A 20,957-nucleotide genomic window follows, 5' to 3' on the forward strand; every position below is an offset into this window, starting at 1 on the left:
TCAATTGCTCAACCATTAAATCAAAGGTTGACCATGAGATGCCTGTGTATCGCTTGAACTGAGGATCAGAAAGCTTGTTTGAATCGATGTATTTCATCCGCAGATTATGCATGAATGCCAAGAAATCCGGAGTGCAAATATTAACCAAAAAGAAGATCGTTTTTTGATTTATGAAAGAGATCTAATATCTATCAAGCGTTATTTGGTCTGAATGGTGGAGACTTGAGCTGGATGCGCCAGTTTATCAATTCACCTAACAAGCTTTTGGATCAGCAAATACCAAGATCCTTGATGCAAACAGAATATGGTTTGAGTGCAGTATTGCGATTACTAGGACGCTTGCAACCGCACTAAAGGTCTTTCTCTATTTTCTACCCATCCGAAAAATAGCAGAGTAAATTAAATCAGATATTCATTATTGATCTTCAATTTAAAAATTCTACTTTCGCTCACTTGAAATATTTTCATTGAATACCAATATTAATACTGATAACTCTGTCTTTTATTTAATTAAATTTTTGAAAAATATATAAAAAATTATTTGAAATTTTATTTCCAGCACCCATATATCCATCAAGTAGAAAATTTGTTGTGAGGAATAACAAGAATGCGTTTTGAGAAATTTACCAATCGCTTACAGCAAACCCTTTCCGATGCGCAATCTCTGGCAATGAGCAAGGATCATGCTGCCATTGAAGGGATTCACATCTTGTCCACCTTGATGGAAGAAGCATCGAATGTGAGCTTGCTGCAACAGGCAGGAGCGAACCTGCGTGACCTGCAAAGCAAAGTACAAACTGCGCTGAACAATGTAGCTACGCTCGGTAATCCCTCTGCCGATATCAATATCAGTCAGGAAGCAGCCAAAGCCCTGCATCTAGCGGACAGTTATGCACAAAAAGCAGGAGATGAGTTCCTGTCCACTGACTGGGTATTACTGGCACTTGCAGAAACGGGTGCCACCAAAACCTTATTAAATAGTGTTGGCGTAAAAACTGAAACTTTACGACAGGTCATTAATCAAATTCGAGGCGATGAAAAAGTCATGAGCAATAATCATGAAGATCAACGGGACTCACTGAATAAATATACGATTGATTTAACTGAACGTGCCATGGCTGGCAAACTGGACCCGGTGATTGGTCGTGATGATGAAATCCGTCGTACAATTCAGGTGCTGTCACGCCGTACCAAAAACAACCCGGTACTGATCGGTGAGCCAGGTGTCGGTAAAACTGCGATTGTCGAAGGTCTGGCACAACGTATTGTTAACGGTGAAGTTCCTGAAGGCTTGAAAGGCAAACGTGTATTATCACTGGACTTAGGTTCATTGCTGGCAGGTGCCAAATATCGTGGTGAGTTCGAAGAACGTCTGAAAGCCGTTCTGAAAGATCTGGCTAAACATGAAGGCGAAATCATCCTGTTCATTGACGAGCTGCATACATTGGTCGGTGCCGGTAAAGGCGATGGCGCCATGGATGCGGGTAACATGCTGAAACCTGCATTAGCGCGCGGTGAACTACGCTGTGTCGGTGCAACGACTCTGGATGAATATCGTCAGTACATTGAAAAAGATGCAGCTTTAGAGCGTCGTTTCCAGAAAGTGCTGGTGGATGAACCAAGCGTGGAAGATACCATTGCGATTCTGCGTGGTCTAAAAGATCGTTACGCGACTCACCACGGTGTGCAGATTCTGGATTCTGCAATCATTGCTGCGGCGAAAATGTCGCACCGTTACATCACAGATCGTCAATTGCCGGATAAAGCCATTGACCTGATTGATGAAGCAGCATCTCGTATCAAAATGGAGCTGGATTCTAAACCTGAAGCACTGGATAAACTCGAACGCCGTCTGATCCAGTTGAAAATGCAGCTTGAAGCGGTGAAAAAAGATGCAGACTCTGGTGCACAAAGCGAAGTGAAACATCTGGAAGAGCAGATTGCCACTGTAGAGAAAGAGTACAGCGAGCTGGAAGAAATCTGGCATGCCGATAAAGCGCTGGTAGCAGGCAACAAAGATATTCAGGTGAAACTGGATCAGGCTCGCATTGCGCTGGAAAAAGCCCAGCGTGAAGGTGATCTGGCTGAAGCAGCACGTTATCAATACGGTGTGATTCCTGAACTGCAAAAACAGTTGGAACGTATTGAAGCGGCTGAAGAAAGTGAAGCACCAAAACTGTTACGTGACAAAGTCACTGACAATGAGATCGCTGAAGTAGTCAGTGCTGCGACCGGTATTCCTGTGGCGAAAATGCTGCAAGGTGAGCGTGATAAACTGCTGCATATGGAAGAATTCCTGCATAACCGTGTTGTTGGTCAGGAAGAAGCCGTAGTGGCTGTATCTAATGCTGTGCGCCGTTCACGTGCTGGCTTGTCCGATCCTAACCGTCCAAGTGGTTCATTCCTGTTCTTAGGCCCAACAGGTGTGGGTAAAACAGAATTGACTAAAGCTTTGGCGAACTTCCTGTTCGACAGTGACGATGCCATGATCCGAATCGACATGTCCGAATTTATGGAAAAACATTCGGTGAGCCGCTTGGTCGGTGCACCTCCGGGCTATGTCGGTTATGAAGAAGGTGGTGTGCTGACTGAAGCGGTGCGCCGTAAACCATATAGCGTGGTGTTATTCGATGAGGTCGAAAAAGCGCATCCGGATGTATTTAACATTCTGCTGCAAGTGCTAGATGATGGTCGTTTGACTGACTCGCAAGGTCGTGTGGTGGACTTTAAAAATACCGTGATTGTGATGACTTCGAACCTGGGTTCACAGGATGTCCGTGAACTGGGCGATAAAGCAACTCGTGAAGAAGTCCGTACAGTGGTGATGAATGCGGTATCGGAACATTTCCGTCCAGAGTTTATCAACCGTATTGATGAGCTGGTGGTGTTCCATGCACTGGAAAAAGACCAGATCCGTGGTATTGCCAATATCCAGTTGAACCGCTTGCGTCAACGTCTGGCAGAACGCGATATGCGTCTGTCTGTGGATGACAGTGCTTTCGATCAGTTAATCGAAGCTGGTTTCGATCCGTTGTATGGTGCGCGTCCATTAAAACGTGCGATCCAGCAACGTATTGAAAATGGTTTGGCACAAAGCATCCTGGCAGGTGAGTTTGGCCCTGGTGATACCATCGTCGTTCGTGGTGAAAGTGGCGAGCTGGTCTTTGAAAAAATGAAACTCAGCTAATAGAAGTTCTCCTCGCAACAAAAAAACCCAGCCTAGGCTGGGTTTTTCTTTATCTTATATTCACACCTTACATTTTTGGATGAGTAATTTTCCAGGCACGGTGAATTTTCTGGTTACGCTTGAAGTCTGGACCAATGGTTTCATGCGTGATTTCTTCCACGTCATATAAACCTTCAATCATTTCATCCATTTCGAAACCACGGTAGTTGTTCGAGAAATACAACGTACCGTCAGTGGTTAAACGGTTCATGGCACGTTTCAATAAAGAGACGTGGTCACGCTGAACGTCGAAAGTCCCGTAGAATTTTTTCGAGTTAGAGAATGTCGGTGGATCGATAAAAATCAGCTCATATTGCTCATGGCCTTCTTTCAGCCATTCAAAACAGTCAGATGCAAAGAACTGATGTTGTTGATCGGCATGATCTACAGTCAGACCATTTAGCACAAAGTTCTCTTTTGACCAGTTCAAATAAGTATTAGACAAATCCACGCTGGTGGTACTCGCTGCACCACCTAAAGCTGCATGTAAGCTCGCGGTAGAGGTGTAGCTGTACAGATTCAGGAAGTGCTTGCCTTTGGCTTCTTTGGCAATACGCAAACGCATCTGACGGTGATCCAGGAACAAGCCCGTATCCAGATAGTCGGTCAGGTTGACCAGAATCTTGGCTTGGCCTTCCTGTACGATAAAACGTTTAGACGCCGTACTTTGTTTGGTGTACTGGTTTTTACCTTCCTGACGGGCACGCGTCTTGATAAAGATCGCATCACGGCCCAAACCGGTCACGGCACGAATTGCTTGCAATGCCAGGTTAAAACGTTTTTTGGCTTTTTCAGGATCAATCTTTTTCGGTGGGGCATATTCCTGAATATGCAGACGTTCGCCGTACAGGTCAACGGCTACGTTAAAGTCCGGCAAGTCAGCATCATACAAACGCAGGCAGTGAATATTTTCTTTTATCGCCCATTTTTTCAGGGTTTGCATATTCTTGGTCAAGCGGTTGGCAAATTCCATCGCACCTTCGATCGGCTCGAATTGTTGTGGCTGCCAACTTTCCAGGAAAGGACGTGTGACTGCTGCCGGTTTTACCGTACCGAAACGGATATAGATCGGCAGTTTACCGTTCATCAAACGCAGAATTTGTGGATCATTGAACGCCAAGACATCGGCCTGTTCCACCTGAGCAGCAATGACTGCGGCTTTTTGATTCGGGAAATTCTTTTGCAGCAGATTAGACAAACCCAGATACAAGGCACGGTTAGATGCCTTATCGCCCAGACGCTCACCGTACGGCGGGTTGGTGACGAAGAAGACTTTTTTGCCTTCCGCCTGGAAATCTGGCCAGTCATTTAAAGTACGCTCTTCGATCTTGATCTGGTCAAGCGCAGATTCAAAACCTGCCGCAATAATGTTCTGTTTAGTGGCTTTCACCGCTTCCCAGTCGGCATCAAAGGCATAGAATTTGGGTAATGGGTTTTCTAGCGCAGCTTTATGACGTTCAGCTGCTTCAGCTTTAATACCCATCCATAATTCATGGTCATGACCATTCCAGCCATTAAATCCGAAACGACGCACCAGACCTGGGGCACGATCCGTCAGAATCATCAGGGATTCAATAATAAATGTCCCTGAACCACACATTGGATCAACCACAATATCTGGGTTGATGTCTTTCAGGCCACCCTTTTGCAGGATCGCAGCCGCCAGATTTTCCTTGATTGGTGCTTCAGTCATAAAGCGGCGATAGCCACGTTTATGCAGGGAATCACCGGATAAATCTAAACAATAAGTATGTTCTTTTTTACCGGCCAGAATGTACATGGTGATTTCTGGCTGTTTGGTATCAATACTTGGACGCTTGCCCACAGCTTCCATAAAGGAATCGACGACGCCATCTTTGGCACGAAGGGTCGCAAACTGGGTATTAACCTTAATATCACGTTCAACGTGCAGACGAATTGCGAAGGTGCTTTGTGGTGCAAAAATCAGTGACCAGTCGAAGCTCATCGCACCTTCATAAAGCTCTTCTGCAACATCACGCGCATCGTGGGAGAATTCGATTTCATGCGTGTGAATTGGCATCAGGACACGAGAAGCCAGACGAGACCACATACAGATGCGGTAAGCATTTTCAAGCGTGCCTTTGAAGGTCAGACGACCTGGGAAACGTTCAATATCCTGAACACCTAAACCTTTGATTTCTTCTTCTAATAAGGTTTCCAGACCATCGGCACAGGTGACCCAATAATTGCTTAAACGTGAAGAGGTATTCATAAAATAGAGAGACCGGAAAAGAATAAATAAAAAACTGCGCTCAGTTTAGCGTATTTTGCCTGTTAAAGCTTTGGAAATTTTTTAAATTCGAGCATATACAGCCTAGTTTTACTCATCCTAAAAAGCGCTAAATGTTGACTTAAAAAGTAAACTAAAAATTGACGAGAGATGTAAAATTACAAAATACCAAGAATGAAAATATTTTGAATAAAACTTTTATTTTACAGATGGATATGTAATGGGTATTAAACTAATTCGCAATCTAGCTCTTCAATTGCGACCATGTTGTATGTGTGATTTAAAAAATAAATAATCGGGTTATTAATATGATGGATCTGATGCAGGATCGTTTATATGCACCTCATGGCATCAACATTACTCTAAAAGTAAAAGCTAAAATTTGGTCACTCATGTTCAGTAATTGGTTGTAGCAATCAATTAGCCAGACGAGGAGTGAATCTAAAACAAAAAAGACGCTGACCTAATATTGCTCGGGGTAGATCAATTTTTATTCATATCAATTTATAACTCACATAACTTATTTATTAATTTTGGTACGTTTATTGCTCTATCTAATATCAATGAAGCTGTAATGCTGAGGGGAATCATTACAGCTTCATCTTTATTCTTAATTATTATTTCGGAGGGGCTTAGATGTTGGATCTTCAATTACGCAGGAATGAGGCATTTTCAATCGCTACCTTGATCTATGCACGTTTAAGACGAGTGACTGGGCGAGTAATTGATGCCATGTATCTTGCAGAAAATATCCACTATGCAAAGCATGTGATTGGGCTGGCAGAGCAGACTGAAGATCCTGAGTTATTACATCTGGTCAATCGTTTAAAAACCACTCTGGATTTATCGTCATTTTCAGAACTGCAGGCTGAAGAACAGGCGGAAAAGGAACTGATTTCTGTGGAACCAAGTGAAGAAGATATCTATCGCGCACAGGTTTCACATCATTATATTGGCGCATTGCGCTAATTGGGGGATTGAGTGTGGATGCTCCAGACTGAAGCACTCATGTTTAAATGAAGAAACAAGCATATAGATAAACAGGTTAAATTATCTTATTGAAAAAATACATGGGAATTTAAATTTCCATTCTTATTACCGAGATGGTTTTTGTACAACCGAGCTCTTTATCAACTATAAAGATTCGCTAATCTCTGTATAATACGTTGACTTAACGTATAAGGAATCTCTCATGCACTTAGCGGCATTGCATACACCGAGCCAGATTCAACTCAACAAAGCAGGTAATCTTAAACATTTCCTGACCATCGAAGGTCTTTCTAAAGAAACTCTTACAAAAATACTGGACACTGCGTTGTCCTTTTTTAATGACCAAAATCAGCTAATCACCAATAATTTGCTCGAAGGCAAAACGGTGATGAACCTATTTTTTGAAAATTCTACCCGAACGCGTACTACTTTTGAGGCAGCGGCCAAACGTCTGTCTGCCAACGTGCTGAATATCGATATTGCCCGTTCAAGTACCTCTAAAGGTGAAACTTTACGTGATACCTTGTGGAATCTTGAAGCCATGGCGGCAGATATTTTCGTGGTACGTCATTCATCTTCAGGTGCAGCACACTTTATTGCCAAAGATGTATGTCCAAATGTCGCTATTATTAATGCAGGGGATGGCCGTCATGCCCATCCAACTCAAGCGATGCTGGATATGCTGACTATTCGCCGCGAGACCAATAAAAAATTCGAAGATATGTCGATTGCTATTATTGGCGATATCAAGCATTCGCGTGTAGCACGTTCAGATGTGGCGGCACTGCAAACCTTAGGCTGTAAAGATATTCGCGTGATTGCACCGAATACGTTGTTGCCATACGGTTTTGATGACTACAGTGAAGATGTACGCCTGTTCAATAATATGGAAGATGGCATCAAAGACTGTGATGTGATCATTACCTTGCGTATTCAAAACGAGCGTATTGATTCGCCAGCGCTGTCTTCTCAGGCTGAATTCTACAAAATGTATGGCCTGAATAAAGAACGTCTCGCCATGGCCAAGCCGGATTGTATCGTGATGCATCCAGGACCAATGAACCGTGGTGTGGAAATTGATTCCAGTATTGCAGACGGTCCGCAATCCGTGATTCTGAAACAGGTTACTAACGGGATTGCAGTACGTATGGCGGTACTGGCTCTTGCGATGCAGGGTCAGTTACAGGAACAGGGTTTGATTGAAGCGATTGCGGTATAAGGAATAAGTCATGTCTATTGTAAAAATTGAAAATGTCCGTGTTCTTGACCCAATCCAAAACACTGATTCAGTCGAAACGGTTTATCTGGAAAATGGTAAACGTATTGCAGAAACTGCTCACGTCTCTGAAACCATTGATGGGCAGGGCAAATGGCTGATGCCAACCATGGTGGACCTGTGTGCACGTTTAAGAGAACCGGGCCAGCAGCAACACGGAACTTTAAAGTCTGAAGGTAAGGCTGCACGTGAAAACGGTATTCTGCATGTATTTACCCCGCCAGATTCTAAACCGATTGTGCAGGATAATGGTGCGCTGATTCATGGTCTGGTTGAAAAAGCCATGCTGGATGGCGGCATTTATTTACAGGTGATCGGTGCGCAAACCCAAGGTTTGCAAGGTCAGCAACCGGCCAATATGGCTGGTTTAAAAAAAGGCGGTTGTACTGCGGTTTCTAATGCCAGTGCGCCGTTTGCCAATGATGATGTGGTATTGCGTACACTTGAATATGCAGCGGGTTTGGATCTGACTGTAGTGTTCTATGCAGAAGAGCCGCAAATTGCCAAAGATGGTTGTGTGCATGAAGGCTTTATTGCTTCACGTCAGGGCTTGCCAATGATTCCGGCACTAGCTGAAACTGTAGCAATTGCCAAATACCTGCTCATGATTGAAGCGACTAAAGTACGCGCTCATTTTGGCTTGTTATCTTGTGGTGCATCAGTAGAACTGATCCGTATTGCTAAAGAAAAAGGCTTGCCAGTAACTTGTGATGTCGCTATGCACCAATTGCATCTGACTGACCATCTGATTGATGGCTTTAACTCTCTTGCACACGTGCGTCCACCATTACGTTCTGAATCTGACAAAGAATTACTGCGTCAGGGCGTAAAATCTGGTGTGATTGATGCGATCTGTACCCATCATGAACCCCTGAGCAGCTCTGCCAAAATGGCACCCTTTGCGGAAACACAGCCTGGCTTTACCGCGTTTGATACCTACGTACCGTTCGGTATCCAACTAGTGAATGAAGGCTTCTTTACGCCGTTGGAATGGGTGGAGAAAGTCACAGTTGCTCCTGCGAAAGTCGCCAGTATGTTTGAGCGTTGGAAAGCGGAAGCAGGCTGGGTACTGGTTGATCCAGAACAGGAGTGGACATTAAGCAAAGAAACGATCGTTTCTCAAGGTAAAAATACACCACTGCTCAATCAAAAAGTGAAAGGTAAAGTGCTGCAAACTTTTATTGCTGCATAACACTTACATTTCGCGTTTACAAAAAGTCAGCTTCGGCTGACTTTTTTATATCTTAATTAAAATACTAGAAAAGTTAGCCTTACATAAACAGTGAAACTTTATGATATCAGTACAATTATTAACATTCCAAAGAGGGTGGGTCGCTACACTGATTAAATATTAAACATTATAAATCAGAATAATGGTGATCTTGATGAATACAGATTTAATTGAACGTTTAAAGAGCGATGTGACCGCCATTGTGCTGCAAGGTGAAACAGAACATCTATTTGCCAAGGATCAGGCCTTAGCCCAATTTTATCCTGTATTGTTAAGTATTCTTCGTGCAAGACCGGCCTGGATTGAAAGTCTGGGTCAGCAACTTAACCCCAAGATTGATGAATTATTTAATAATAATCCGACCCTAAAACAACAATTCCTGGCTCAGTTAGATTCAACTGCACCTCAAGATGAAATTGAACAGACCCTGAACCGGGCAATTGTTCCAACCATGAACTTCTTGCAAGCAGAAGCGGGTGCACCCACTGCTGAAGCAGTAGGCCATTTGTTAGATACCCATGCAGACTCGATTCAACGGGCATTACCAGTCTGGGCTGGCCCCATACTGGCATCTCTAGGCGTATCTCCGCTGGCGGGACAAAATCTGAACCGCGCACCGGGTCTGGCTTCCGAACCGGAAGCAGAACCAGTACTGACTGAAGAGAAAAAGGCAGTGGTGTTCTGGCCTTTTATTCTCCTCGTGATTATTGCTGCAATTATCTTATTCTTCTTCCGTGGATGCCTGCGTGATGATGATCCGGATGAATTGCGAAATGCCCAAGCAGTGAGTGAAGCTGCTGTAACGAACCCTGCAATTCTCAAAATCAGCACCGGTAGTCAGGGTGAAATCGTCAACTGTCAGGTACAGATGAATGATCCGAAATATATGCAGATTTTGCAAAATGAAATCAAACAGATCTTTAATTACAGTATTGGCTGTGGTGCAGTAGCCAATGAAAATTACCATTCTGAATTTATTGATCAGGATACGATTCCTTCAGTACTGAAACTGCTGCAAGGTATGTCAAATGTGACTTTGACTTGGGCGGGTAATCAGGTATCTGTGCAGGCAGCGAACAGTGCAGATGCACAGCGTTTGGCAGGTCAAATTCGTGGCTTAGCTAAAAATGTAGAAGTCGTGACCCAAAAACCAGTGGATATGGATGAGGCGATCAATACAGCCAATACCGAGGCTAAAAAAGCTTTAGACGAACTTCAGATGGAGAATATTGAGGCATTGGATGTTGCAACTGCCTTAAACCTGCAACTTATTCATTTTGCGACAGGTTCTACAGAAATTCCTGAAGTGAATAAAAGCTTGCTGGATCAGACCGCAGCTTTATTGCAATATGCCAAAGATGTACGTCTAACCGTAATAGGCCATACTGATACGGAAGGCAGCAGCACTCAAAATCAGGAGCTATCTTTAAAACGTGCTCAAGCCATTGTGAATTATCTGGTACAGAAAGGGGTGAATCCGGCACAATTACAACCTGTCGGTATGGCGGCGAGTCAGCCAGCTCAACCGAATGCAACCTCGAACGGTCAGTATCAAAATCGTCGTGTAACTTTTGAAGTTATGAGTACCGAAGATGGTCGTGTACATACTGTAGATAATGAAGGCGTAGTTGAAAAGAAAGCCAGCTAAATAATTCTTTCATCATAAAAAAGGACGAATGATTCGTCCTTTTTTATTTGTTATGAATTAAGAGAAGACAGGTGGGGTATAAGTCAGGGTTCTTCCTAGGAACCAGAGCAAGAATAGTACCAATGGAAGATGAAAGACCAGTTGGGTCACTGTAAAACCAATCACATCTTTGGCTTTTAATTTTAAGATACCCAGCATAGGGAGCATAAAGAAAGGATTGATCAGATTAGGCAAGGCTTCGGCCGCATTGTAAATCTGGACAGACCAGCCCAGATGCACTTTCAGGTCATGTGCAGCCTGCATCACATAAGGCGCTTCAATAATCCATTTTCCTCCACCAGAAGGAATGAAGAAGCCTAGAATCGCTGAATAAATTCCCATCACCACTGCAAAGGTTTCCTGCGAGGCAATCGACACGAAGAACTCGGCGATATAGTGCGATAGGGACAGGTCAGCAGAATTCAGGGCATTGGTCATCATAAAGGCGATGCTGCCATAAAGCGGAAACTGGATCAGCACCCCTGAAATGGCCGGCACAGCTTTGGACACAGCATTGAGAAAATTACGTGGTGTACCATGTAAAGCTACACCCAAAATCAGAAAGATAAAGTTATAGGTGTTTAAGCTGGAGATTGCCAGAATAGGATTACTTTTGGAAAACTCGTTAAACATCCAGACCAGACCCAGAACCACAATCAGAATACTTAAGATTGGCGAGTTTTCCAGCCAGTCACCCGGCCGTTTATGGGTCACGGTTTCAGTCTTTTCTTCTTCAATCTGGATCGGGAAGTGATCAATAGTTTTAATATGATTGCCTTTGGGCGCAGACCAGTAGGCAATGGCAATCGAGGCGATGATCAAGACTGCTGTCATGATCATGGATTGCGGCAGGAAAATCGTTTCGGTAAAAGGAATCACACCAGTCAGATTATAAAGCGGTTCAGGCAGACTGCTTTTATTGGCCTGTAACTGTGCAGCTGAAGAACTGATGCCCAGTGCCCAGGTCGCACCCATCCCGATAATCGCGGCAGCCGCAGCAGCGCGGTAATCCATGTTAAGCTCTTTACGCTGTGCCAGTGCAATCACTAGAAGTGCAGTCAGTACAGTACTCATGGCCCAGTTAATCAGGGAAATTAACAGGCTGACCGTGGCGACCAGGACAATCGCACCACGACCGGAATGCGGCAAGCGTGCCATTTTCTGGATCAGCAGCTGGACAGGCTTGGATACGGAAACCACATAACCGACCACGATCAGCATACACATCTGTAAGGTAAAGGGAATCAGGCTCCAGAATCCGTCACCAAATGAAATTGCGACGTCTTGTGCCGGTGCACCAATGCCAATCGCGGCAATCGCAACGATGATGACACCGAGTAGGGCAAAAATATAAGAGTCCGGAAACCATTTTTCAGACCAGTCGCTGACACGCATGGCAAAGCGCTGCAAGATATTTTGTTGAGTTTGCATAATTAAAATCCATTTATTCTGCATTTGTTATTAAGAAGTGGCTTTCTTCAGCCAAAAAGAAACCCTTAAAATTTTCATTTTAAGGGCTGGGAAAAAAATCAGGCTGCTTTACGGAGCAAAGGCACACCGGTGACTTTCTGAATTTCATCAAAACTGACATCGGGTGCCAGTTCTACAAGTTGAATACCTTCAGGTGTGACATCCAATACACCTAAGTCAGTAATAATCCGGTTCACTACGGCCTGACCAGTAAGCGGAAGACTACATTGTGAGACAATTTTAGGCGTACCATCTTTGGCGCAGTGTTCCATCAGCACCACAACTTTTTGCACACCTGCGACCAGATCCATGGCACCACCCATGCCTTTGACCTTCTTGCCTGGAATCATCCAGTTGGCTAGATCACCATTTTCTGAGACTTCCATAGCCCCCAGAATAGCGATATTGACATGACCGCCACGGATCATGGCAAAGGAGTCGGCACTGGAAAAGAAAGAAGCACCTTTGCGGGCAGTTACCGTCTGTTTGCCAGCATTGATCAGGTCTGCATCCACAGTATCGGCCGTTGGAAATTCTCCAATCCCCAGCAAACCATTTTCCGACTGCAGCCAGACATTGATATTTTCCGGAATATAATTCGCGACTAGCGTCGGCAGGCCAATCCCTAAATTGACGTAGAAACCATCTTCAAGCTCTTGTGCTGCGCGCTGCGCCATTTGATTACGTGTCCAAGCCATGATCAAGCCTCCGCCTTTAAAGTCATCTGTTCAATGCGTTTTTCCGGTTGGGTATTCAGTACAATCCGGTTCACATAAATACCTGGAAGATGAATTTCATCTGGATCAAGGGCACCGATCTCGACAATTTCTTCGACTTCAGCAATGGTCACTTTGCCAGCCATGGCACAGACCGGATTGAAGTTCTGGGCAGTTTTACGGAAAATCAGGTTACCGGCTTTATCGGCCTTATAAGCTTTCACCAAAGCCACATCCGCAGTTAAGGATTCTTCCAGAATATAAGACTTGCCATTGAATTCGCGGACATCTTTACCTTCAGCAATAACGGTACCGACACCAGTCGCGGTATAGAAAGCGGGAATACCTGCGCCACCGGCACGTAATTTTTCCGCCAACGTGCCTTGTGGAGTCAGTTCAACTTCGAGTTCGCCGCTTAAGTATTGGCGTTCAAATTCCTTATTCTCGCCCACATAGGAAGAGATCATTTTTTTGATCTGTTTGGTTTCCAGCAATAGACCCAAGCCAAAGCCATCGACACCGGCATTATTGGAAATACAGGTGAGGCTTTTGGCACCGGTTTCTTTTAAAGCTGCAATGAGGGCTTCTGGGATACCACAGAGTCCAAAACCGCCTACCGCCAGGGTATGTCCATCCTGGACCACGCCGTCTAAAGCGGCTTTTGCACTGTCATACACTTTATTTGACATTTTTACCTCGATTTATTCTTCTCTTGCAGATCTCTTTTATCTAAAGATCTGCTGATTTCTATCCATGAGGACTTATAGAGTGTCCGGCTATTTCAAGTTTTTAAGCACAGGCTTTTTGCCAATAGGCATTGGCATAATTGGATGGATTATTGCGTTGTAATACCTCGCTGATATTACGGCTGGCCTGCATCAAAGCATCCAGTTGAATACCGGTTTCAAAGCCCATCTTGGAGAGCAGGTAATACAGGTCTTCAGTTGAAACATTGCCGGAAGCACCTTTGGCATAAGGACAGCCACCGAGACCGGCAATAGAGGAGTCAAATACCCGAATCCCTTGCAGCAATGACTGGTAAATATTAGCGATGGCCATGCCATAGGTATTATGAAAATGACCGGCTAGCACTTTACTATCAATTTCTGAAAGACAGGCATCCCAGACGTTCTTCACGCGATCCGGAGTTGCCGTACCAATGGTTTCACCTAATGACACTTCATAGCAGCCCATGTCTAGTAGACGCTGTGTAACTTTGACGACCTGCTTTGGATCAATTGCACCTTCATAAGGGCAGTCCACCATACAAGAGACATAGCCACGCACCTTGACATCATTTGCTTTGGCAGCTGCCATCACATCTGCAAACTTCTCAAAGCTTTCATCAATCGAGCAGTTGATATTCTTGTGGGTAAAGCTTTCAGAAGCTGCGGTAAATACCGCAACTTCTTTACAATCCACAGCCAGCGCTGATTCAAAACCTTTCATGTTTGGCGTCAGCAAACTGAACTGGATATTCGGATCTTTAGGCAAGCTGGCAAATAGCGTATCGCTATCTGCCATCTGTGGAACCCATTTGGCTGAAACACAGGAGCCGACCTCAATCGCCTGCAAACCTGTTTTCATCAGGTCCAGAATCAGATTTTTACGGTCATCTAGTGTTAAAGGTGTTTTTTCGTTTTGCAGGCCATCGCGTGGCCCGACTTCTACGATTTTAACGAAATCTGTCATGCAACTTCCTCCGCTAGAGGCTGAAACTCAACCAGTTCATCACCGGCTTTAACCTGATCACCTTTCTGGAAGTATGAGTTTGCGATAATGCCATCATGCGGAGCGCGAATGGTATATTCGATCTTCATTGCTTCCAAGGTCAGCAGTACATCGTCTTTTTTCACTTTGTCATTTGCCGCGACCAGAACCTGAGTAATCACGCCAGGCATTGGCGCAGTCAAGTTATTTTCAGTCCCTTGTTCATCCTGGTTATTAAAGTCATTTTTCAAATAATTGAACTTGTAGCTTTGACCATTCTGGAACAGGGTAATGCCATGCTCAGTCTGGCTAAATGGCAGTTTCTGCTGCTGACCCGCAAGATTTAACTGGAGTAGGTGTTGATCAAGCAGCTCACCCTGGATGGTAAGTGTCTGGCCTTCATAATTTGCCAGGAAACTATTTTCTAGCGCTTTAAAGCTCACCACACGTAAAACGTCATTACATTGTAATTTAATTGTGTAGCTATTTTGCTGATTCAGACGCCAAAATGCCTTTTGCTGCCAGACTGGATTATTGCTAGTCGGGTTTTGAGCCAGACGCGATAACAGTTCAACCAAGGCTGCAGTGACCACTAATTCTGCACTGATATCAGCAGATGGTTTGAGTAGGAACTCTTCTTCACGTTGAATCAGGCCAGTATCGAGATGGGCATTTTTAAATGAATCACATAATACTAAGCGATCAAGAAAAGCGATGTTATTGCCAAGACCATCGACATGAAACTGACCCAAGGCATGATGCATCTGGGTTAAAGCAGCTTCACGGTTTTTGCCCCAAACAATCAGTTTGGCAATCATCGGATCATAATAGGTGCTGATTTCATCACCTTCGACAATGCCACTATCCACACGCACGCTGTCATTTTGTTCTGGATAGTGCAAATAGCTGATCTGACCGATGGCAGGAATAAAACCTTTTTCTGGTTCTTCGGCATAAACACGGGCTTCCAGTGCATGACCGTGTATCTGTAATTCATGCTGCTGTTTCGGTAAAGGTTCACCGAACGCTACACGTAACTGCCATTCCACCAGATCCTGACCGGTGATCATTTCAGTGACTGGATGCTCAACCTGCAGACGGGTGTTCATTTCCATGAAGTAAGCAGTACCGTCTTGCTCAACGATGAACTCGACTGTACCGGCACCGACATAATTTACAGCACGTGCAGCATCAATTGCGGCTTGGCGCATCGCCTCAAGTTTGTCTTCTGGCATTTTAGGTGCAGGTGCTTCTTCCAGAACTTTCTGGTGACGACGCTGCACGGAGCAATCACGTTCAAACAGATGCACATAATTGCCATGTGTATCACCAAAGACCTGAACTTCAATATGGCGTGGCTGCACGACATAGCGTTCAATCAGCACATCTTCATTGCCGAAGCTGGAACGTGCTTCGCTTTTACAGGAAGCGAGTGAACTCAGGAAATCTTCACTACGCTCGACCAGTCGCATGCCTTTACCGCCACCGCCAGCACTAGCCTTGATCAGTACTGGATAGCCAATACTGTCAGCTTGTTGTTTCAAGAAATCGGCATCCTGATTGGTACCATGATAGCCGGGGGTTAAAGGTACACCAGCTTTTTCCATTAAGGCTTTAGAGGTCGCTTTCAGACCCATTGCTAAGATCGCATCCACTGGCGGACCAATAAAGACAATGTTGTTATCCTGACAGGCCAGGGCGAATTGGTCATTTTCAGACAGGAAACCATAACCTGGATGAATGGCCTGAGCACCGGTAGTTTTTGCTGCCTGAATAATACGTTCAATCTGTAAATAACTTTGTGCAGCAGGCGATTCACCAATATGGATGGCTTCATCTGCCAGTTTGACATGCTGTGCCTGTGCATCGGCATCGGAATATACGGCAACAGTAGCGATGCCTAACTTTTTCGCTGTACGAATCACACGGCAGGCAATTTCACCACGGTTGGCAATTAAAATCTTTTCAAACATCCTACGATCCTTCTTGTTGTTATGCCGTGGTCTTAATCCAGGCCGGGCTTTGTTTGTTTAAAAATGCATTCAGTCCATTTTTCGCCTCATCTCCCTGGCGAACATAGGCAATATGCTGTGCGGTTTTAAACAGCAGATCTTCAGTCAGGACCTGTTGATCGACCAGTTGAATCAGCTGTTTTGAGGCGTTTTGCGCTGCTGGTCCACCGAGTAAGAGCGCTTCCACAATCTCATCAATTTTGCTGTCGAGCTGTTCTGGTGCAGTCACTTCATGTGCCAGACCAATGGTTTTCGCCTGTTCAGCTGAGATTCGCTCAGCAGTCAGGAAATAACGTGACGCCTGACGGGCGCCAATCGCACGAATCACATACGGACTAATGGTCGAAGGGGCTAATCCTAAACGTACTTCAGACGTTGCAAACTTGGCATCAGTGCTGGCGATACAGATATCACAAGCGGATGCCAGTCCCATACCGCCGCCAAAAGCAATACCATGGACACGGGCAATCGTCGGTTGTTTTAATGTCGCCAGACTTTGCAACATTTTTGCCAGTTTGAGAGCATCGGCTTCATTGTCTGCCTGTGAGGCCTGACCGGCCTGTTTCATCCAGTTCAGATCTGCACCCGCAGAGAAGCTTTTGCCTCGGCCTGCCAGAATCACCACGCGTACGTCATCACGCTGATTTAAAGACTGGAAACAGGCATGTAGCTCTTCAATGACCTGGGTGTTAAACGCATTGTGCAGTTCAGCCCGGTTAATCCAGACCGTTGCCACCTGATTCTGCTGTTCGAGCTGTAAAAATTGATAGTCCATTTTTGTCACCTCTTACATGCGGAACACGCCGAATTTGGTTGGCTGGATTGGCGCATTCATCGCTGCAGCCAGACTTAGGGCCAGGACTTCACGCGATTGCGCTGGATCAATGACACCGTCATCCCATAAGCGCGCAGAAGCATAATAAGGATGGCCTTGACGTTCATATTGATCACGAATCGGCTGTTTAAACTGGTCTTCTTCTTCAGCTGACCAGGTTCCACCTTTTTGCTCAATCTGATCGCGTTTCAAAGTCGACAATACGCTAGAGGCCTGTTCACCGCCCATCACTGAAATACGCGAGTTTGGCCAGGTCCACATAAAGCGTGGCGAGTAAGCACGGCCACACATGCCATAGTTACCGGCACCAAAAGAACCGCCAATCACCAGAGTAAGTTTAGGCACATTGGCTGTCGCGACGGCCATCACCAGCTTGGCACCATTTTTGGCAATACCTTCATTTTCATACTGACGACCCACCATAAAGCCGGTGATGTTTTGCAGGAAGATCAGCGGAATATTGCGCTGGGTACATAGTTCAATAAAATGTGCGCCTTTTTGCGCAGACTCGGAAAATAGAATACCGTTATTGGCAATGATTCCGACTGGCATTCCATAAAGCTTGGCAAAGCCAGTCACTAGGGTAGTCCCGAAACGTGCCTTGAATTCGTCAAAGCGTGAGCCATCGACAATACGCGCAATCACTTCACGGATATCAAACGGTTTACGGGCATCGCTTGGCACAATGCCGTACAGCTCTGAACTGTCAAAACGCGGTGCTTCGATTTCATCTGCAGTTTTATTTGGCTTTTTGTTCAGGTTCGCCACAATGTTGCGGGCAATGGCAATTGCGTGTTCATCATTTTCTGCCAGATGATCGGCAACCCCAGATAAACGGGTATGTACATCACCACCACCCAGGTCTTCACTGGAAACCACCTCACCGGTAGCTGCTTTTACCAGAGGAGGGCCACCCAAGAAAATAGTACCCTGATTGCGCACAATAATGGTCTCATCTGACATTGCTGGTACATAAGCACCACCGGCTGTGCAGCTACCCATCACCACTGCAATCTGGGCAATACCTAAACTCGACATACGTGCCTGATTGTAAAAGATACGGCCGAAGTGATCACGATCCGGAAATACTTCATCCTGTAAAGGCAGATAAGCACCGCCAGAATCGACCAGATAAATACATGGCAAATGATTCTGTTCGGCAATTTCTTGGGCACGTAAATGCTTTTTCACAGTAAGGGGATAATAAGTCCCGCCTTTGACTGTGGCATCATTGGCCACGATCATGCAGGTCACACCATTGACCTGACCTACACCAGCGACCACACCTGCTGCAGGAACATCATCCTGATAAACCTGATAGGCAGCCAGTTGACCGATTTCCAAAAAAGCTGTGCCTGGATCAATTAAATGATTAATCCGTTCACGCGGCAGTAATTTGCCGCGATCCAGATGTTTCTGACGGGCAGTTTCTCCGCCACCCAAGGCAATTTTTTCTACTTTCTGTTTAAGGTCATCCACCAGTTGCAGCATGGCAGCCTGGTTGGTCTTAAACTCTTCACTACGTATATTGATTTTGCTCTGTAACTGATTCATGACGAACATCCTTGTCTTATTCTAAGTGTTAATGTTTAGGCTGTTTCGTTGAAGAGCTCACGGCCAATTAGCATACGGCGGATTTCGGAAGTTCCGGCGCCAATTTCATAGAGTTTGGCATCGCGCCACAAACGGCCTGCAGCAAATTCGTTGATATAACCGTTCCCACCTAGGGTCTGAATGGTTTCACCCGCCATCCAGGTGGCTTTTTCAGCGGCATATAAAATGGCACTGGCAGCATCTTTACGCAGGCTACGGCTATGATCAGCCTTGTCACATTCAGCACCAACGGCATACACCAGCGCCTTACATGCCAGCCAGGTAGAGTACATGTCAGCAATTTTGCCTTGCATCAACTGGAATTCACCGAGTGCCTGACCAAACTGTTTGCGGTCATGAATATAAGGAATCACGGTATCCATGCAGGCATCCATAATGCCCAATGGACCAGCACTGAGAACAGCACGTTCATAGTCCAGACCGCTCATCAGCACTTTAGTCCCATTGCCGACACCGCCAAGGACGTTTTCTTTAGGAACTTCGACATTGTCAAAAAACAGGGGATAAGTATTGGAACCACGCATACCCAGTTTGTCTAAATGAGTGCCGTGACTAAAACCTGGCATATTTTTCTCAACCAGGAAGGCGGTCATGCCTTTGGCGCCAGCTTGTAAATCGGTTTTGGCATAGACCACAAGTACATCAGCATCGCCGCCGTTGGTGATCCACATCTTGGAACCGTTGAGTAGATAATGATCACCTTTATCTTCAGCTTTCAGTTTCATGCTGACCACATCTGATCCGGCATTCGGCTCAGACATTGCTAATGCACCGACATATTCACCAGAAATCAGTTTTGGCAGATAACGCTGCTTTTGTTCTTCATTACCATTTCGCTTAATTTGGTTTACACATAGGTTAGAATGGGCGCCATAGGACAAACCAATGGATGCTGAAGCACGGGAAATTTCCTGCATGGCAATAATATGGGCCAGATACCCCAGATTGGTACCGCCATATTCTTCACTGACCGTTAAACCAAGTAGGCCCATATCACCAAATTTTTTCCAGAGGTGAGCCGGGAATTCATTGTCACGGTCAACTTGCTGGGCAATTGGGGCAATTTCCTTGGCGCAAAAAGCGGCCACTGAATCACGAAGCGCAATAAGAGTTTCATCCAAACCGAAATCTAAGCTTTGTAAATTCATTCTTCATCCATCCTGAGATTATATTTGTTGTGTCCAAAAGCATTTTTGTTGTGCTTGTTTTTTTAACATACAACGAAAAATTAAAAAAGTGAACCTATATTCACAAAATGATTTACAATTCATTTTATCTGGTTGAGAATAAGATTATGAGTTATAAAAGATCATCACTGATGCAGGAACGAATGGAACAAAATCGTTTGTCGATTTTACAGTCTGCTCGTGAACTGATTACTCAAGGGGGCTTTAAAGAGGCGTCGATTCAGGCGATTGCAGAACGCGCAGGCGTTTCTACAGGGCTGGTATATCGATATTTTGAAAACAAAAGCCAGATTTTGATTGAGGTTTTGTCGGCAGCGATTCAGCACGAAGTTGGAATTCTTGTTTCCATTGCCGGGTCGGATTTGTCGCCAAAATTGAAATTGCAAAAATCTGTTACAACTTTTGTGAAACGTGCCATGAATAGCCCCCAGTTGGCGTATTCACTTATGTTTGAACCGGTTGATCCGGAAATGGAACATGAGCGTTTTCGCAGTAAACAGCTGCTTAAACAAAGCATTAAGGAAATCCTGGCCGAAGGAAAGGTGAATGGAGAGTTCGAGTTTGAAGATTTAAATACGGCAGCTTTGGGCGTGGTTGGTGCCATGACCTTTGTCGTGATTGAACCTTTGAATCCGTCCCGTAATGTGATGTTTGATCAGAACTACAAGGATCACTTTGTCAAACAGATTGCCGATTTTTGTGTTAACGCAGTACATCGACAGGAGGGAAATTCAGCAGCATAGACGCACAAA

At 45.0% G+C, this 20,957-nt stretch carries 16 protein-coding genes; 7 read left to right on the top strand and 9 right to left on the bottom strand.

Annotated features, from left to right (window positions below; translation table 11 throughout):
- The first annotated feature begins 207 nt into the window (after positions 1–207).
- Both FTU46_RS13260 and clpB read left to right on the top strand, forming a co-directional pair.
- A complete protein-coding gene (locus FTU46_RS13260; RefSeq protein ID WP_373686589.1) occupies positions 208–354 on the top strand; it encodes an MbcA/ParS/Xre antitoxin family protein in 147 nt (48 codons plus the stop codon).
- A 253-nt stretch (positions 355–607) separates the two neighbouring features.
- Positions 608–3,187, top strand: coding sequence for an ATP-dependent chaperone ClpB (gene clpB, locus FTU46_RS13265; protein ID WP_180105157.1), 2,580 nt, complete (start codon positions 608–610; stop codon positions 3,185–3,187).
- Between the two features lie 67 nt (positions 3,188–3,254).
- Here clpB and rlmKL read toward each other — a convergent pair whose 3' ends face one another.
- Positions 3,255–5,459 carry a bifunctional 23S rRNA (guanine(2069)-N(7))-methyltransferase RlmK/23S rRNA (guanine(2445)-N(2))-methyltransferase RlmL gene (rlmKL, locus tag FTU46_RS13270; RefSeq protein ID WP_180105158.1) on the bottom strand — a complete coding sequence of 735 codons (2,205 nt, stop codon included), beginning with the start codon at positions 5,457–5,459 and terminating at the stop codon, positions 3,255–3,257.
- A gap of 654 nt (positions 5,460–6,113) precedes the next feature.
- On the opposite strand from rlmKL, the gene FTU46_RS13275 reads away from it, so the two are divergent.
- From FTU46_RS13275 to FTU46_RS13290, 4 genes are all read left to right on the top strand, one after another.
- Positions 6,114–6,446, top strand: coding sequence for a hypothetical protein (locus tag FTU46_RS13275; RefSeq protein ID WP_034170006.1), 333 nt, complete (start codon positions 6,114–6,116; stop codon positions 6,444–6,446).
- Positions 6,447–6,669: 223 nt separating this feature from the next.
- A complete protein-coding gene (locus tag FTU46_RS13280) occupies positions 6,670–7,686 on the top strand; it encodes an aspartate carbamoyltransferase catalytic subunit (protein WP_004782500.1) in 1,017 nt (338 codons plus the stop codon).
- Positions 7,687–7,696: 10 nt separating this feature from the next.
- Complete coding sequence (locus tag FTU46_RS13285; RefSeq protein WP_180105159.1) at positions 7,697–8,935, top strand: dihydroorotase; 1,239 nt, start codon at positions 7,697–7,699, stop codon at positions 8,933–8,935.
- 193 nt (positions 8,936–9,128) lie between these two features.
- Entirely contained in the window at positions 9,129–10,622 is a 1,494-nt protein-coding gene (locus FTU46_RS13290) for an OmpA family protein (RefSeq protein ID WP_257224661.1), read from the top strand.
- Positions 10,623–10,679: 57 nt separating this feature from the next.
- Here the strand turns inward: FTU46_RS13290 and FTU46_RS13295 are convergent, their stop codons facing one another.
- From FTU46_RS13295 to FTU46_RS13330, 8 genes are all read right to left on the bottom strand, one after another.
- Positions 10,680–12,092, bottom strand: a complete 1,413-nt coding sequence (locus tag FTU46_RS13295; protein ID WP_180105161.1) for a short-chain fatty acid transporter — start codon at positions 12,090–12,092, stop codon at positions 10,680–10,682.
- A gap of 98 nt (positions 12,093–12,190) precedes the next feature.
- A complete protein-coding gene (locus FTU46_RS13300; RefSeq protein ID WP_180105162.1) occupies positions 12,191–12,829 on the bottom strand; it encodes a CoA transferase subunit B in 639 nt (212 codons plus the stop codon).
- Between the two features lie 2 nt (positions 12,830–12,831).
- Entirely contained in the window at positions 12,832–13,536 is a 705-nt protein-coding gene (locus tag FTU46_RS13305) for a CoA transferase subunit A (protein ID WP_004782493.1), read from the bottom strand.
- Positions 13,537–13,636: 100 nt separating this feature from the next.
- Entirely contained in the window at positions 13,637–14,539 is a 903-nt protein-coding gene (locus FTU46_RS13310) for a hydroxymethylglutaryl-CoA lyase (RefSeq protein ID WP_004782490.1), read from the bottom strand.
- Positions 14,536–16,530: an acetyl/propionyl/methylcrotonyl-CoA carboxylase subunit alpha gene (locus FTU46_RS13315; RefSeq protein ID WP_180105163.1), complete on the bottom strand. Its 1,995-nt coding sequence runs from the start codon at positions 16,528–16,530 to the stop codon at positions 14,536–14,538. Before FTU46_RS13315 ends, FTU46_RS13310 begins: the two co-directional genes overlap by 4 nt.
- Positions 16,531–16,549: 19 nt before the next feature.
- Positions 16,550–17,344, bottom strand: a complete 795-nt coding sequence (locus FTU46_RS13320; RefSeq protein WP_180105164.1) for an enoyl-CoA hydratase/isomerase family protein — start codon at positions 17,342–17,344, stop codon at positions 16,550–16,552.
- A gap of 12 nt (positions 17,345–17,356) precedes the next feature.
- On the bottom strand, positions 17,357–18,958 hold the full coding sequence (locus tag FTU46_RS13325; RefSeq protein ID WP_004782485.1) for a carboxyl transferase domain-containing protein: 1,602 nt from the start codon (positions 18,956–18,958) through the stop codon (positions 17,357–17,359).
- A 35-nt stretch (positions 18,959–18,993) separates the two neighbouring features.
- Positions 18,994–20,166 (bottom strand): isovaleryl-CoA dehydrogenase, encoded by a 1,173-nt coding sequence (locus tag FTU46_RS13330; protein WP_004782484.1) that lies wholly within the window; start codon positions 20,164–20,166, stop codon positions 18,994–18,996.
- Positions 20,167–20,312: 146 nt separating this feature from the next.
- Between FTU46_RS13330 and FTU46_RS13335 the strand changes: the two genes are divergently transcribed.
- The gene (locus tag FTU46_RS13335; protein WP_004782481.1) at positions 20,313–20,948 is read left to right on the top strand and encodes a TetR/AcrR family transcriptional regulator; all 636 of its coding nucleotides are present in this window, start codon (positions 20,313–20,315) and stop codon (positions 20,946–20,948) included.
- Positions 20,949–20,957 lie beyond the last annotated feature (9 nt).

Origin of the sequence: Acinetobacter sp. YH12108 (genome assembly GCF_013419055.1) — a bacterium.
Taxonomy (GTDB): domain Bacteria; phylum Pseudomonadota; class Gammaproteobacteria; order Pseudomonadales; family Moraxellaceae; genus Acinetobacter.

Coding starts and splice junctions, on each gene's coding strand:
- clpB (WP_180105157.1), top strand. CDS start 608: ATGCGTTTTGAGAAATTTACCAATCGCTTACAGCAAACCCTTTCCGAT.
- rlmKL (WP_180105158.1), bottom strand. CDS start 5,459: ATGAATACCTCTTCACGTTTAAGCAATTATTGGGTCACCTGTGCCGAT.
- FTU46_RS13275 (WP_034170006.1), top strand. CDS start 6,114: ATGTTGGATCTTCAATTACGCAGGAATGAGGCATTTTCAATCGCTACC.
- FTU46_RS13280 (WP_004782500.1), top strand. CDS start 6,670: ATGCACTTAGCGGCATTGCATACACCGAGCCAGATTCAACTCAACAAA.
- FTU46_RS13285 (WP_180105159.1), top strand. CDS start 7,697: ATGTCTATTGTAAAAATTGAAAATGTCCGTGTTCTTGACCCAATCCAA.
- FTU46_RS13290 (WP_257224661.1), top strand. CDS start 9,129: ATGAATACAGATTTAATTGAACGTTTAAAGAGCGATGTGACCGCCATT.
- FTU46_RS13295 (WP_180105161.1), bottom strand. CDS start 12,092: ATGCAAACTCAACAAAATATCTTGCAGCGCTTTGCCATGCGTGTCAGC.
- FTU46_RS13300 (WP_180105162.1), bottom strand. CDS start 12,829: ATGGCTTGGACACGTAATCAAATGGCGCAGCGCGCAGCACAAGAGCTT.
- FTU46_RS13305 (WP_004782493.1), bottom strand. CDS start 13,536: ATGTCAAATAAAGTGTATGACAGTGCAAAAGCCGCTTTAGACGGCGTG.
- FTU46_RS13310 (WP_004782490.1), bottom strand. CDS start 14,539: ATGACAGATTTCGTTAAAATCGTAGAAGTCGGGCCACGCGATGGCCTG.
- FTU46_RS13315 (WP_180105163.1), bottom strand. CDS start 16,530: ATGTTTGAAAAGATTTTAATTGCCAACCGTGGTGAAATTGCCTGCCGT.
- FTU46_RS13320 (WP_180105164.1), bottom strand. CDS start 17,344: ATGGACTATCAATTTTTACAGCTCGAACAGCAGAATCAGGTGGCAACG.
- FTU46_RS13325 (WP_004782485.1), bottom strand. CDS start 18,958: ATGAATCAGTTACAGAGCAAAATCAATATACGTAGTGAAGAGTTTAAG.
- FTU46_RS13330 (WP_004782484.1), bottom strand. CDS start 20,166: ATGAATTTACAAAGCTTAGATTTCGGTTTGGATGAAACTCTTATTGCG.
- FTU46_RS13335 (WP_004782481.1), top strand. CDS start 20,313: ATGAGTTATAAAAGATCATCACTGATGCAGGAACGAATGGAACAAAAT.